This is a genomic window from Iodobacter sp., from assembly GCF_025352645.1.
Lineage (GTDB): Bacteria > Pseudomonadota > Gammaproteobacteria > Burkholderiales > Chitinibacteraceae > Iodobacter.
The window spans coordinates 32,833-47,736 of record NZ_JANXSO010000022.1; the positions used below are offsets into that span (position 1 = coordinate 32,833).

The 14,904-nt window shown below is 46.6% G+C and carries 10 protein-coding genes; 8 read left to right on the top strand and 2 right to left on the bottom strand.

The features are described from left to right. Positions 1 to 460 precede the first annotated feature (460 nt). The 7 genes from Q0R17_RS02845 to Q0R17_RS20030 all read left to right on the top strand — a co-directional run bounded on the left by Q0R17_RS02845 (position 461) and on the right by Q0R17_RS20030 (position 10,871). Positions 461 to 799, top strand: coding sequence for a hypothetical protein (locus tag Q0R17_RS02845; RefSeq protein WP_293931945.1), 339 nt, complete (start codon positions 461 to 463; stop codon positions 797 to 799). 306 nt (positions 800 to 1,105) lie between these two features. After that, complete coding sequence (gene mgtA, locus Q0R17_RS02850) at positions 1,106 to 3,724, top strand: magnesium-translocating P-type ATPase (RefSeq protein WP_293931946.1); 2,619 nt, start codon at positions 1,106 to 1,108, stop codon at positions 3,722 to 3,724. 363 nt (positions 3,725 to 4,087) lie between these two features. After that, the gene (locus tag Q0R17_RS02855) at positions 4,088 to 6,856 is read left to right on the top strand and encodes a type VI secretion system Vgr family protein (RefSeq protein WP_293931948.1); all 2,769 of its coding nucleotides are present in this window, start codon (positions 4,088 to 4,090) and stop codon (positions 6,854 to 6,856) included. Between the two features lie 2 nt (positions 6,857 to 6,858). Next, entirely contained in the window at positions 6,859 to 8,229 is a 1,371-nt protein-coding gene (locus tag Q0R17_RS02860; RefSeq protein ID WP_293931950.1) for a hypothetical protein, read from the top strand. Between the two features lie 74 nt (positions 8,230 to 8,303). After that, on the top strand, positions 8,304 to 8,882 hold the full coding sequence (locus Q0R17_RS02865; protein ID WP_293931952.1) for a hypothetical protein: 579 nt from the start codon (positions 8,304 to 8,306) through the stop codon (positions 8,880 to 8,882). 113 nt (positions 8,883 to 8,995) lie between these two features. Then, positions 8,996 to 9,757, top strand: a complete 762-nt coding sequence (locus Q0R17_RS02870) for a hypothetical protein (protein WP_293931954.1) — start codon at positions 8,996 to 8,998, stop codon at positions 9,755 to 9,757. A gap of 943 nt (positions 9,758 to 10,700) precedes the next feature. Beyond that, positions 10,701 to 10,871: a toll/interleukin-1 receptor domain-containing protein gene (locus Q0R17_RS20030; RefSeq protein WP_374759848.1), complete on the top strand. Its 171-nt coding sequence runs from the start codon at positions 10,701 to 10,703 to the stop codon at positions 10,869 to 10,871. 199 nt (positions 10,872 to 11,070) lie between these two features. Here Q0R17_RS20030 and Q0R17_RS02875 read toward each other — a convergent pair whose 3' ends face one another. Both Q0R17_RS02875 and Q0R17_RS02880 read right to left on the bottom strand, forming a co-directional pair. Beyond that, the gene (locus Q0R17_RS02875; RefSeq protein WP_293931956.1) at positions 11,071 to 11,664 is read right to left on the bottom strand and encodes a response regulator transcription factor; all 594 of its coding nucleotides are present in this window, start codon (positions 11,662 to 11,664) and stop codon (positions 11,071 to 11,073) included. Continuing rightward, positions 11,661 to 13,559, bottom strand: coding sequence for a sensor histidine kinase (locus Q0R17_RS02880; RefSeq protein ID WP_293931958.1), 1,899 nt, complete (start codon positions 13,557 to 13,559; stop codon positions 11,661 to 11,663). The genes Q0R17_RS02875 and Q0R17_RS02880 overlap by 4 nt, the downstream gene beginning before the upstream one ends. A 126-nt stretch (positions 13,560 to 13,685) precedes the next feature. Between Q0R17_RS02880 and Q0R17_RS02885 the strand changes: the two genes are divergently transcribed. Further along, positions 13,686 to 14,681 (top strand): TRAP transporter substrate-binding protein, encoded by a 996-nt coding sequence (locus tag Q0R17_RS02885; RefSeq protein WP_374759849.1) that lies wholly within the window; start codon positions 13,686 to 13,688, stop codon positions 14,679 to 14,681. The last annotated feature ends 223 nt before the right edge of the window (positions 14,682 to 14,904 follow it).

Consider the following 14,904-nt stretch of genomic DNA (forward strand, 5'->3'; position numbering starts at 1 on the left):
TGAGAACCTATGACCTATTTGAATCCACTGATTTCAAGCAGATGAATACGCCTGATAATCTGCTCAATTCCAAATCAATATTTAATGCTCAGCGCATTGAATAATCACAAATACAAAGTAATTAATTAATTCGCATTGACATTAATTAATTATTGGGTAGAATCCGCCACATATTAACTATCTAAGAGGCTGTCTGTGGACAACGACGGATGTAATCAATCTGTGTTTGTAACCGCGGTATAGCAGGATAAAGTAGATTCAATCTGCCATATCCTGTTACGCAGGGTGTGGTGTCTTTTGGCTTTTGGCCGCCCGTACTCACCTATTCCATTGTTGCTGAAAAAATCAGCGCTTAATAAACAGCCGCTACGCTTATGCGCACGGGGTTTAATGGGCCGGTACATGCTTATTGATTTGGCTCTTCAGGAGCCGCGCATCCTCCCCTAACCGGAGGAAAATCATGCATTATCTAAAAAAACTCATCATTGCCCTAAGGGCTTTGCACGGCCGTAAAACCAATAACTCACAGTATTTTTTACAAATTACCAGTGCCGAATCTAGCATCAGCAATTTGCGCAAGCTATTGATTCAAAATCTAAATCACTTAGGCCTGCAGGCGCAGCAGCTGAAGGTTTTTCGCCTGCCCGAAGGCAAATACTGCTTGTCGGTCTTGCTGCATTTATCGGCCCATCTGCAGCAAAATTTTAACCAGATGGCCATCAGCCTCAGCCAGCATCACGATGTAAACCAAATTAAGTGGGGCTTAAGGCGCAAAACTATGGCTAGTCACGCACATTAATCATTTGTGCATTGATTATCTGAAATCAACTGCCAATTAGTTTAATTTATCATTAATCCATTAATTAATGAATAGGATACGCTCGTTCTGAATATTTGATATGGGCCATTTAATCATTCTATTTTTATTTCTAAGGAATAAAATCATGCCAGACCAACCGATACCGCTCGCTGAATTGCAATTAAGCAATTCAGCGAGCGAATTAAATATCTTTTTTCATTTCAGCGCCACACCCGTGCGCAAGGGGACTGCTTTGCTTAAATAATGCATCGCACCCCTGCACGCTGGTGAACAGGAATAAGCAGCATGACGCAAAATCACACACCAGCTCATCCGCAACACCCCAAAGCCTTAAGCGACAGCCAAGCTGCCGAACTCTTACATACACATGGCCTTAACGAAGTAGCTCACGATAAGCCGCCACACGCCATCATCCAACTCTATCTTGCATTTAAAAACCCTTTTGTGATGGTGCTATTGGTATTGGCCATCATCACCTATATCACCGATGTGCAAATGGTTGGCCCAGAAGAACAAAGCTGGATAGGGATTATCATCCTCACCACCATGGTGACCTTAAGCGCCTTATTGCGCTTCTTTCAGGAATACCGTACCGGTAAATCCGCTGAAAAACTCAAATCCTTGGTCAGCAATACCGCCACCGTTTTACGCACGAGCGCCACGGGCTTGGCGCGCAAACTAGAAGTGCCAATGAGCAATGTGGTAGTTGGCGATATTGTTTATTTGCAAGCGGGCGATATGATTCCTGCCGATATCGAGCTGCTAGAGTCGCGTGATTTATTTGTCAGCCAAGCCGTACTCAGCGGCGAAGCGCTGCCGGTTGAGAAATACGATACCTTAGGCGATGTAGCAGAAAAATCAGCCGAGTCCAGCAGTAGCGAGGCAGAAAGCCTACTGGATAACAACAATATCTGCTTTATGGGTACCAATGTAGTTAGCGGCACAGCCTGCGCTAGGGTGGTTGCCACCGGTAGCCAAACCTATTTTGGCGCTCTAGCCAAAAATGTCCTTAGCCATAAGCGGGTAGAAACCAGTTTTGACCGCGGAGTAAGCAGCGTTTCATGGCTATTGATTCGTTTTATGCTGGTGATGGTACCGATTGTCTTTTTGATTAACGGGCTAACCAAGGGCGATTGGCTATCTGCACTGACCTTTGCAATGGCAGTTGCGGTGGGCTTAACCCCAGAAATGTTGCCGATGATTGTTTCTGCCAACTTGGCCAAGGGCGCAATCGCTATGGCCAAACGCAAAGTGGTGGTAAAACGGCTGAATTCGGTACAAAACTTTGGCGCAATGGACGTGTTATGTACCGATAAAACCGGCACGTTAACTCAAGATAAAATCATTCTGGAAGAACATTTCAACTGCCAAGGCCTGCTGGACGAAAGCATTTTACAGCTGGCGTGGCTCAATAGCGTTCACCAGAGCGGTATTAAAAATCTGATGGATATTGCGGTGCTGGAGCGCGCCAAAGATGTGAGCGATTTACCTAGGAATTACCACAAGGTAGACGAATTACCCTTTGATTTTATCCGCCGCCGCTTAACTGTAGTCGTCGCCGATCAGCAAGATCAGCAGCTGATGATTTGTAAAGGCGCAGTAGAAGAAATGCTGGCCGTGTCGACACACTATCAAGCGGGCTCCAACATTCTCGCCTTAGACCAAGCCGCAAGGAGCCGCCTACTCAGCCAAACCCAAGCCTATAACGAACAAGGATTCCGCGTTTTATTAGTGGCAACTAAAACCATTACAAAAAACAAAAAACACTATCTGGTGGCTGATGAATCCGATCTAGTCGTGCGCGGGTTTCTAACCTTTCTCGACCCACCTAAAGCCTCGGCCGCACCCGCCATTAAAGCGCTGCGTGATTACGGCGTAACGGTCAAAGTGCTTACTGGCGATAATCCTATCGTGACCAGTAAAATTTGCCGCGATGTTGGCTTAGAGCCGGGCATCCCGCTGCTAGGGCCAGAAATCGAAGCGATGGACGATATCGCGCTCTGCCAAGCCGTCAAGGATTGCAGCGTATTTGCCAAACTTACACCGCTGCATAAATCACGCGTGGTAAAAGCCCTACAGGCCAATGGCCACACCGTTGGCTTCTTGGGTGACGGGATTAACGACGCACCAGCGCTACGCGATGCCGACGTAGGTATTTCGGTGGATAGCGCGGCAGATATCGCCAAAGAAACCGCCGATATTATCTTGCTAGACAAAGATTTGATGGTGCTGGAAGAAGGGGTCATTACGGGCCGCGAAACCTTCGGCAATATTCTGAAATACCTGAATATCACGGCCAGCTCTGCGTTTGGCAATGTGTTTTCGGTGCTGGTGGCATCGGCTTGGCTACCTTGGGAGCCCATGCTGGCGATGCAATTACTGATTCAAAACTTAATCTACGATATTTCCCAGATTGTTTTACCTTGGGACAAAATGGATAAGGAATACCTGCAGCAGCCACGTAAATGGGAAGCAGGCAATATCCGCCGCTTTATGATCTGGCTTGGCCCAACCTCATCGGTATTTGATATCACCACTTATATTTTGATGTGGACCGTATTTGGCGCAGGAGCCGCCTATTACGCCCACGGCGGTGGTCAGCTGATCATGAATTCTGGCTGGTTTATTGTTGGCTTAGTCTCGCAAACCTTAGTGGTGCATATGCTACGCACCAAGAAGATTCCTTTTCTGCAAAGCCGCGCGGCATGGCCAGTGATGCTCTCTACCGTGATTGCCGTTGCAATTGGCTGCTGGTTACCCTTCTCGCCCATTGCCGAATCGCTAGGCTTTGTCTCACTAGACTCTTCCTACTGGTACTGGCTGATCGCCACCATGATCGGCTATATGGCACTGGCACAATTCGTTAAAACTATCTACATCCGCCGTTATGGGGTGTGGTTTTAAACAATTAAGCGTATCAAAATGCAAACCATAACCCAATTTTTTTAATATGAAAAAAGGCTTCAGCAGCAAATATGTCGAAAGAATGCCTTTTAACCATATAATTTCATTACCATGATGCAATCAATGTTTCTAATGTTTTCTAGGAAAAATGCGGCTCACAAGGCCGCATTTTTATTGGCAAAAAACAGGGGATTAGAACAATTTCAACCCCTGCCACTTTATTTAGCCGTGTGCGGATAGGGCATATTACTTACATCAATCATAAAAATTCTTAGGTGTTGTGCAGTAATCACAAAATATCTACAGCAGCATGGCAAAAGCTTCATGTAATATATGACCCTCCTCGTAAGACCTTGGTTTAACATGCCCTTTGATCTACTTGCCTCTTTCGCCGCTGCTTTTAATCAAGATCAGCGCCTTATCTCTCTTCAACTAGGCGACGGTGCAGCATGGGGCCAGCAGTTATTGCCCCAGCGAGTAACAGGTAGCGAGGGGATCAATCAGGCTTATTGCTATCAGATTGACTGCCTCTCCCCCGATGGTACTTTAGAACTCAAATCGCTACTGGGCTTGCCGGTGGTATTGGCGATAGAAAACGCCAATGGTGATGCGATTGAGCGTTGCGGGGTCATTAGCCAGGTACAACTTTTAGGCTCTGATGGGGGCTTTGCAAAGTACGCACTGACGGTAGAGCCGCCTTTTGCGTTGCTTAGATATCGCCGCACTTCGCGGGTGTTTCAGGATTTATCCCCTGTCGATATTGTGAAACAGGTGCTGGCCGAACATCAGGCCAAGAATCCTGTATTTGCCTCAGTGCAAACGCTGGATTTCAAACTATCGGGCGAATACCCGCCCCGCTCTTATTGCCTGCAATACCGTGAGAATGATTACGCCTTTCTATGCCGCTTAATGAAAGAATGCGGTTTATCGTGGCGCTTTGTACATTTGGCGGGTGATTCCCCGCAAGTGCAGCTCGTGGTTTTTGATGATGTTTTCTCCATCCCCGAAGCTTTGGAGCCGATCGCTCGCTTTCATCGCGCCGATGCCAGCGAAAAAAGTGACTCTCTTACCCAATGGCACAGCCAGCGTCAAATTGGCAGCAGCTCAGTTTCCCTTGCCAGCTTCGATTACAAAGCCAGTAGTACCAGCCACAGCCTGAACAATAGCGCGATCGATCAGGGCGAAGGCGGGCAGCAAATTCAGTCAAGCCTAGAATATTACGACCCTCAAGCACATTACTACGCCAGCGATTTAGACCAGCTCAGCAACGATGCAAAGCTGCGTCAGGACGCTTTAGATGGGCAAAAAAAATCGTTTAGCGGTTCTGGTACATTGCGCAGCTTACAAGCCGGGCAATGGTTCCGCTTAGAAGATCACCCCGCGCACGAGTGGGATGACGCGGAGCAGCGAGAGTTCGCCGTCACCGAGCTTAAATTCACTGCAAACAATAATTTGCCAGTAGATTTAACCCAGCAACTTGGCTTAGTTGCGCCCAGCCTGCTTGCCCCTTCGATAAAAGATAACGCACCTTACCAAGCAGACTTTACCGCCCAAAGACGCGGCCAGCCTGTGCTTAGCCATCTGGGTGGGCAAGAATTTACCAAGCCCACTAGCCTAGGCGTGCAAACCGCCACCGTGGTTGGGCCTGCGGATACAGAAGTCCACACCGACGAATATGGCCGAATCAAGGTGCAGCTCCACTGGCAACGTGCCGCTGAGCACCCCGAGTTTGGCGCTAATCTGGACGATAAATCATCTTGCTGGATACGTGTCGCCTATCCATCGGCAGGGGCAAGCTGGGGACATCAGTTCATCCCGCGTATCGGGCAAGAAGTGCTGGTCGATTTTATTGAAGGTGATATCGACCGCCCAATTGTAACGGGGGTTGCCTATAACGGCAGTCATCCAGTGCCCGCCTTCAGCGGCGCTGGCGCTCTGCCTGCCAATAAAACGCTTTCAGGCATTAAAACCAAAGAGCATGAAGGCGGCCAATACGGCGAACTGCTATTCGATGATACCAAGGGCGAAGTCCGAACTAAGCTATCTAGCGAACATGGTAAAACCCAACTCAACCTTGGTTATTTGATCCACCCGCGCACTGATGGAAAAGGCGAGCCACGCGGCGAAGGCTTTGAGCTACGCACGGACAATCAAGGTGCAATTCGCGCCAATGGCTTGCTGATCAGCACCGAAGCCAAAGGCGGCGCTAGTGGCAAGCAGCTAGACCACAGCCCCGCGCAAAGCCAGCTTGAATCAGCTTTAGCGTTGGCCCAAAGCCTAGGCGAAACGGCCACCAACCAACTTGCCGACAGCATAGAAACCGGCGACGAAGGCAAAACTATTGAGGCCGATAATAGCGCGGGCAGCACTGCCAGCACCGGCCATCTTTATCACCACGTACACGCCAGCAAGAGCCTTGAAGCGGGCAGCAACACCGATAAAGACGGCAAGAGCAAATCCAAAGATCAAGCAGGCCAGCAAAAAATTATCTTGCTGCACGGCGAGGATGGCGTAGCCATCACCAGCCCGCAAAGCCAAACCCTCAGCGCAGGCACCAACCTGGATTTAGTCGCGCAGCGTGACACCAATCAAACCTCTGGCCGCCGCTGGATTCACAACGTAGGCCAGCACATCAGCCTGTTTGTGGCCGGGGTAAAAGATAAGGTTGCGCTGAAGATCATCGCAGCCAAAGGCAAAATCCAGCTGCAAGCCCAAAGCGACGATATTGAAATCACCGCCGATAAAAACGTTAAAATCACCGCCTGCAAAGAAAATGCAGAAATCACCGCAGGTAATGAACTGCTCTTCACCTCTGGCGGCGGCTATATCCGGATAAAAGACGGCAATATTGAAATCCATTGCCCAGGGGAAATAAGCATTAAAGGGGGGGAGCATGAGATCAGTGGGCCTACGAGCTTGGTGAAGGCATTCAAATCTGAGGGCAAAAAGACAAATATGAAAATAAGATATGAAGATGCAGATGGAAACTCACCAAAAAATGAATTAATTCAATTGGCGTCCCAAGATGGCACAGGGCACTCATTGACATTGGATAGCTCTGGTTGGGCCGAATTAAAAGATATTGATTTTGATAGCTTCAAAGCAAGTCAAATAACTAGAAAAGGTAAATAATAATGAATAATTTGCCAGAAAAAAAAATATACATCTGCTTGCCGGGGCAAGACGCAAAAGGGATTGTTGCAGGGTGTGCTAATCGAGTTATTTTACGTAAACATCGTGATGTTGTTTTTGATATAAATTTAAAAAAAGGAAACACCTATACTTTAAGCGCTGTAAAGTCTGATTTTTATAATGAGCGTGACAAGGTGTTGGTTGAAGCCAGCAAAAACCAAAGAGCAACATTTAAGGATGGTGAGCGCTTTTCTATTTGGGTATCTAGAAATTTTAGAACAAGTCTAGTTCTGGAGCTTAATGGAGTGGTGATTGGAAAGTATGCACCAAATAAATTGGATGATACAAAATATGACGATGATCCAAAAATAAAACCTGAGCCTATGATGGTCATCATTGGGCAACAATCACGTAATTCCCTTGAGTGTAAAGTGGGGGATTTAAATTCGTTTTATGACCAATCAGTCCAACCAGGAAATCAGGATTTCTATCAAAAGTACCTTGCCGACCAAAAGCTCAAACCTAGCCAGTTTGATTATATAAAATATGTAGAGCAGAAACCTAAGTTTGAGGAGCGTGCTGTTGTTGGCCTAATTGCTGAAAGTGACTTGAAGCCTGCAGCTCTTAATGCCCTTCAGCAAACAGGATCAATTAGTGGCGACCCAGCTCAATTACTCAAAGAACCGAGAGATAATAGCCAACTTGGTGTAGTGGTGGCCAATTTAGCAAACGAAGCGAATTCAGCATTAACTGGTAATGTTATGACCGCTAATGCATTTAAAGAAACTGTAGGATATGTACAGTCAAATTGGCGTATTTTTAACACATTAGGCATGAAATTATATGTTGAAAAAGCCAATAAAGGGATGTACCGCTATGTACTAAAAGGGCGTTTACTTACTTTTACAGGCGTTGCGGCAAGAAAGACGACGATTAAAGCTCCAATTGGAAATGCAAAATTTGAGCATCTTGGTAGTGGTTACCAGTATCGCGGGAGGGGAGGGTTAGGTTCAATGAAACGTATTTATATTACAACTAAAGCTAATTTTGGCGGGGGTATGAAAATTGGCGCTATTGGCACTGTTATTGATATATTCGGCGATGCCAATGAAGTTTTTTTGAAAGATGGAAGTAGTCAGGACTTTAGTGAGTTTCTTGGTCGTGCGGGGGTATCTGTTTTAAAAGCGGGAGCAACGGCTGCAATTGGTGGAGCGTTTGCTGCCATAATATCTATGGGGGCCGCCACTTTAGGTGCACCTGTAATTATGGTTGTAGCGATAGTAATTGTTGGCTATATCATTGCTGCTGAAATCGTTGATTATGTTGATAACTCAACAGGTGCGAAAGAGTCTGCTGCAGCATGGGCAAGATAATGAACACACTACAAAGGACCGCATTATACGGGTTCATATTTATCACGGTATTGTCTATACTGGGCGCGGTACTGATGCTGAAAAAATATACTGTTGGTGTTGATTTGATTTTTAACCCAGTTATTCTTTTAATTACAATCACTCTGGTTGTTGCAATGGTAAATTTAATTTTTAATTTCAAAGCCATTCCAAGTAGTGCCTCAGCAAAGATTGCAACTAGAGGTATGGTTGTTCTAGTAGCTTCCTGCCTTTCTTCTGGAGTTGGTCTTCCTGGTATCTACCTAATAAATAGCGGTACAACAAAAATTGTCGTGATCACGCTTTTAGTTCTGACTTTAGCGTTTATGCTAATTAAAACGTGGTTAAAAGCAAGGGGGATAAAGGAAGAACTATTAGTAGTTATAAAACAAAAATACTCTGAAAAGGGTGCGCAAGAGCTAATTGATGACAATTTATCTGTTATGCATAATTTGCCATTATTCCTTTCTGTGACGATCCTTGCTCTACTTCTCGTGGGCTATAATACAATTAGAGTATTTCCTACTTTTTCTGGCATATGTCTTTTGTTTGGTGCTGGGTTTATTTCTTTAATTTGCTATCAGTTTTCATTCGCTTGCTGGCTGATCGCTGGCCGGATTAATAAATTAAAATGAAAGCCTTAAAGGGCGGGTCATAACCCGCCTACAGTTGTTGGGGATCAGGCTTGTCTGCATTGAGTTATTCCCAGCAAGTAATTATCCTGCTTATCAAAAAAAATAGGTATTTTGTGAGTAAAGAAATCGATTTCTCTATTTCTCAGTTATACAAGCAGGTTTTTATAGGGCTGTTTTTTCTTGTTTTATTTGGGTACGGATTTGGTGAGGTTCTATACAGTGAAACTAGCAGTGATATTTACTTTGTTAGTACCATTTCATATGTTTTTTCCTTTTTTATATGCTTAGTCTCGTTGCTATTTATTTTAAAAAACAAGCTTGAAAGCACGTCGTTAAATTATTTATTATTTTCTATTTCTTTTTCTACTGTGCTCTTTGTTTTATTTCCTTTTAACTTGCTTTTCTTAGCCGTGATAACTAAACCTGTCCCCCTCTCTCTTGCTGTATTTTTAGGTGGATTCATTGCTGTATATGTTTGGATGAGTATCCAAAGATCCATAAAAATAATAAATACCTGTCCAGCAGTTATTAAACTTGAAGAGTTAGGATTTGTTGATAATGGGATTAAAATTGTTCTTCAAAAAAAGGCTTTAAATGCAGTTGATGACACAATAAATAAGTACCCATTTAAATTTATAGAGTTAATAGCGACGGCGCTCCCAGTGCTAATATTTGTTGGATTGGCAATGGTTGGTGGCGTTTATAAGCTGACCCCCAACCCAGATTTAATGGTTAGGTTTTTCTGTGCCGCAATTTCATTTGTAATATCGCCACCTTTAATATTTATGATGGTTTATGTTTTTTATATAAATTACACTTTACCAAAACGACTATTTGGTGATAAATGGAAAAATGTTTGGCGTGAAATTGAATAAATAAACTAGGCCCCGCACGGAGGATCCGGTCATGCGGCAAATTTTGGCGGCACTCGCAAGTTTTAGTTTTTGCACTGTCCTTTTAGTTGGCACGTTTTACCTTGAGCATGAGTTTGGACGCCCTAACCCAGGGCCATTTTCTACACAGTGGGCACTCGTGGGCGCAATACTTGGGCTGTGGCCTCAGGTTGTTCTCAGCATTGTTGGATTCACTTGCTTACATGCCCGCAATAAGCGGCGGTTCTCACAGTACCTAAAGGCCGGCTTAGTGGTGGGTTTATTAAGCCTTTTGCTCCTCTCACTTGAGCATGGTGAGTGGCTAGGCCTAGATCTGGCTTCGATCATCGCGGCTAACTCAATCATCGGCTCAACCTTGTACTGGGCACTCGGGGTGCGTGGAGCGGGCCCTAACAATTCATTCAAGCCGAAGCCGCTTCGAGAATAACTGGGGTCAGAATAAGGTTAAATCCGCTTTCTTTGGCTCTAAGAGCATTAAGCATAGTAGGATTTAATTTTGTTCTGACCCCAGTTATTCAGCCTTGTACCCCATGCGTGAGGGGTTTAAACCAAGCCAACATAATCAGACACTTAGAATTAAGTCATATTGAAAGACATCACCACAAATCGCAACAGATGATCACCCTGCCCCGCAAAAATCCCGCATAAAAATTAATTAGATAAGTTATTGATTACATTTTTTTCATTTCAAATGCAGCCCCAGCCCTTACGCCTCACTCCAAGAAGTCAATCGCTAACCTGACTAAACAACAAGGCAAGGTGGGAAGCCCTGCTCAATCGGGTGTAATATATCGGCATAAAATACTTCAGGTTGCGCCCAGCAAGGGTTTAACAAGGGGCTCAGCGTTTTTATGCCCCCAAGGTGGTGGTTTTTCTGCCGCTTTAGGGTGTCTACATATTGTTATGCCTCCACCAAAGCCACGGTATGCACATATTTCTAAGTTACGCACACAGCGATAAAGCAATCGTCGAGAAATTCGCCGAACGCCTAAAGACGTTCGGGCATGACGTGTTTTTCGACACTCACGACATCCAGCTTGGCGCGTCCCTATCAGCAGCATTGTCCGAGGGAAAAATAACTGGGGTCAGAGAATAACTGGGGTCAGAGTAAAGTTAAATCTGCTTGCTTCGGCTCTAAGGATATGAAACATAGCAGGATTTAACGTCACACCTGCTCACTACCCATCGTCGCATAAGTGCCCGTTTGCTAGGCTGGCAAGTTTTACAGCTGTACGTGGTCTGCTTTAGCTGAAGCTTTTTTATACGGCCAGCTGCATAGCTACAGTGATCAATCTTTACCCCACCTTCAATAACTGCGATAAATCCAAAGCCGAGCGCACGCCCATTTTGGCGAAGACGTTGGCGCGGTGGACTTCTACCGTGCGGATGGCGATTTGCATTTCGTCAGCGATTTGTTTATTGAGCTTGCCTTGTAAAATCCAATCCATCACTTCTCGCTCACGAGGGGTGAGCGAGCCAAGGCGTTTTTCTAGTAATTGTTGGTTGTTTCGCAGCTGATGGCGGCCAATCGCTACATCTAGAGCATCATTGATCCGCTCTAACAATTGCTTTTCGCTACATGGTTTTTCTAAAAAATCGAACGCGCCTTGGCGTATGGCTTGCACTGCCATCGGGATATCACCGTGGCCAGACAAAAACAGCACTATCAGCTCACTGCCCATTTCATACAGCAGCTTAAATACATCTGGCCCACTTAAGCCCGGCATGCGCACATCCAGCAGCACCACGCCTTCACTTTCTGGATGAATCTCGGCCAAGAGCTGCTCGCCACTTGCAAAAGAGTGCACGCTATAGCCATGCGAAAGCAGCAGCAAGCCTAGTGAATCGCGCACGGCGATATCGTCGTCGACTAAATAAACAGTTTTCATCGCGGTAAGCTCATATAAAAATAGGTGCCGCCTTGTGGGTGGGCTTCAAACCAAAGTTTCCCTTGGTGCTGCTCTAAGATAGAGCGGCAAATATTTAAGCCTATACCCATGCCCAGCGATTTGGTGGTGAAAAAAGCATCAAATAAGCGGTTGGCTACTTCGGGAGGAATGCCCGCGCCACGGTCACACACCGAAAGATACACGCCATCCTTATCGCAAGAGGTTGCCAGCCATACATCGCGGCGGCTTTGTGGCTGCTCACCACTAGCATCCAGCGCATTGCGTAATAAATTAAGCACCACCTGCCCCAACAGCACTTCATCTGCATGGATTTGCGGCAGATCGGCCGCCAAATTAAAGTGCAAACGCACGCCTTGGCTGCGTGCGCTGGCATCGATTAATTCAAAAGCATTGCTCGCAATATCATTCAAATCGCAGTAAGAGCGTAGTGGTGTGCGCTTTTGCACAAACTCGCGAATACGCTTAACCACGGCGGCGGCACGCTGGGCCTGCCCAGCAATTTTGCTAAGCGTTGAATCCAGCATTTCCTGATTATTTTGATTAGCAAACTGGCGGGCGGCGCTGGCGTAGTTGCTCATGGCCATTAGCGGTTGGTTTAACTCGTGCGCCAAGGTGGATGCCATTTCACCCATAGTAATCAGCTTGCCCGTATGGCGGAGCATTTCTTCCTGCTCTCTTTCCCGTGCTTCGGCGGCTTTTAAGGCCGTGATATCGACCACCGAACTCATCCAGCCCCGCTGCTTACCCGTAGCATCAATCAACGGCGTGGTGTAAACACGCGTCGCCACCAAATGGCCATCACGATGGCGCACCATCGATTCAAACCCTTCGTGCGGGGCGAGACCACTGAGCACAATATCGTTTTGTGCCTGATGCCCTGCAATATCTTCCTGCTTCCAGTATGGATACGGCGGCAGCTTACCAATCAACTCTTCAGCGCTATAACCTACCATGCCGCAAAAAGCTGGGTTTACATAGACAATGCGCCCATCCATATCGCGGGCGCGCATCCCTACCGAGAGTGAGTCTTCCATAGCGGTGCGAAACGCATGCTCTTCACGCAGGGCGTTTTCTGCTAAAAGCCGCGCCTGCATTTGGCGGCGCAATCGCCACCAGCTAAATAATACGATCAAAGCTAAAGCCACCACGCTCGCCGTCAGTAACTTTTGCACCAGCCCCGTAGGGTGACGATAAGCCGTAATGCGCAGCAACATGCCGCTACCTAAAGAATCAAAGGGGAGTTGATAGCTCAAGTTTTCATCATCGGCAGTAATGCTGGATTTGCTCGCCAACTCATGCCCATCCGCATTCAATATTGCAAGGCGATACTTGTAAGCAAACCACCAAGGCACCTGCTGCTGCAAAAGCTGCGGCAAGGCTATGGTTGCGATTAATTCCTGATCGTGATCGGCAATCAGCAGCGCCACCATACCTTTGGATTGGCTGGGCACAATATAACTAGGGCGGCGATTAGAGCGGGTCAGCAATAAAGCATCGCGGCTCACTTCATTGGTCAGCACCTGCCCATAATTAAGCAGCTGCTGTTTAGAGCTGAGATGAATCCCGGTAATCGCCGAATTTGCGCCAATAATCAAACGTGCCCGATCCCGAAACTCCGCCTCAGAGAGATCGCTATCTCTCGCCTGCTCCAACAAGGCCGCCAAGCGCTCTTCTGATTGCCCCAGCACAAAACGCAGGTTTTGCTCTACCCACAACACATCATTAATCAGCACCAAGCGGGCTTCTTCATGCTCGCCATGACGTAAATAGGCAAATAAACCGAGCACCGTCACCACAAACAACAGCAGTGCCAGTCTTGGAACAAACCATGGATGCGCGCTTAGACGCTTGGAAATAGTAGTCAGTAAATGCATGCGCTAATGCTAGCACAAGCCTTTCATAAGCTTACTGTGGTTTACCACAGTCGTGACAACCACAATTGAAAAGATGATCTCGCTCGTCAACAATCATCAATACATTCAACAGCTTTGGAGATTGTAATGCGTACTTTTCTAGCGGCCATCTTGGCACTTACTATCACTTCTTCCTTTGCGGCCGAAGCGCCGATCGTGATCAAGTTCAGCCATGTGGTTGCCGTGGATACCCCCAAGGGCAAAGCTGCTGATTACTTTAAAAAAATAGCCGAAGAACGCACCAAAGGCCGCGTCAAAGTAGAGGTTTATCCAAACAGCCAGCTCTACAAAGACAAAGAAGAAATGGAAGCGCTGCAATTAGGCGCAGTACAAATGCTGGCCCCTAGCCTAGCCAAATTTGGCCCACTGGGCGTGAAAGAGTTCGAAATTTTCGATCTGCCGTATATTTTTGATAACTATGCAGAAGTCGATAAAGTCATGAAAGGCCCGATTGGTGCCAGACTATTTACCAAGCTGGAAACCAAGGGCATTAAGGCGCTGGGCTTCTGGGAAAACGGCTTTAAAAACTTCTCTAGCAATAAAGCCGTGCGCACGCCTGAAGATTTACGCGGCATGAAAATCCGCATTCAATCATCCAAAGTACTAGATGAAGAAATGCGTACCTTAGGTGCATTGCCGCAGGTGATGGCGTTTTCCGAGGTTTACCAAGCGCTGCAAACCGGCGTAGTGGATGGCACCGAGCTAGAACCATCCAACCTCTACACCAGCAAAGCTTTTGAAGTGCAAAAAAACTTAACCCTAACTGGCCACGGCTTCTTGGGTTATGCGGTGATTGTGAATAAAACTTTCTGGGAAGGCCTACCGGCAGATATTCGCACCATTCTCACCACGGCGATGAATGATTCCTCCACTTACGCCAATCAGATCGCCAAGCAAGAAACCGATAAAGCGCTTGCCGCCATCAAAGCCAGTGGCAAAACCACCATCTACACCCCAACTGCAGCCGAACGCGCCGCTTTTCGCAAAGCGCTCATCCCCGTCCACCAAAAAATGGCCTCCCGCTTTGGCCAAGATTTGCTGACAGAGATTTATAAAGAGACAGCGTTTAAACCGGTTGAATAAAGGGATTGGAGAGAGGTAAGAACCAGCATTGTGTTCTCCCCCTTTGAAAAAGGGGGGCAGGGGGGATTTGGCATTACATATAATTTACGGCAGCAAGCCACACAAAAACAAATCCCCCTCAATCCCCCTTTTGCAAAGGGGGAAGCTGCAGCACTGATCTGCCACCTAAAATTATGTAGCTACTTATGCGGCGGGGGATTCCCGTACCAAAACCATCGTGCCG

Coding starts and splice junctions, on each gene's coding strand:
- Q0R17_RS02845 (WP_293931945.1), top strand. CDS start 461: ATGCATTATCTAAAAAAACTCATCATTGCCCTAAGGGCTTTGCACGGC.
- mgtA (WP_293931946.1), top strand. CDS start 1,106: ATGACGCAAAATCACACACCAGCTCATCCGCAACACCCCAAAGCCTTA.
- Q0R17_RS02855 (WP_293931948.1), top strand. CDS start 4,088: ATGCCCTTTGATCTACTTGCCTCTTTCGCCGCTGCTTTTAATCAAGAT.
- Q0R17_RS02860 (WP_293931950.1), top strand. CDS start 6,859: ATGAATAATTTGCCAGAAAAAAAAATATACATCTGCTTGCCGGGGCAA.
- Q0R17_RS02865 (WP_293931952.1), top strand. CDS start 8,304: ATGCTGAAAAAATATACTGTTGGTGTTGATTTGATTTTTAACCCAGTT.
- Q0R17_RS20030 (WP_374759848.1), top strand. CDS start 10,701: ATGCACATATTTCTAAGTTACGCACACAGCGATAAAGCAATCGTCGAG.
- Q0R17_RS02875 (WP_293931956.1), bottom strand. CDS start 11,664: ATGAAAACTGTTTATTTAGTCGACGACGATATCGCCGTGCGCGATTCA.
- Q0R17_RS02880 (WP_293931958.1), bottom strand. CDS start 13,559: ATGCATTTACTGACTACTATTTCCAAGCGTCTAAGCGCGCATCCATGG.
- Q0R17_RS02885 (WP_374759849.1), top strand. CDS start 13,686: ATGCGTACTTTTCTAGCGGCCATCTTGGCACTTACTATCACTTCTTCC.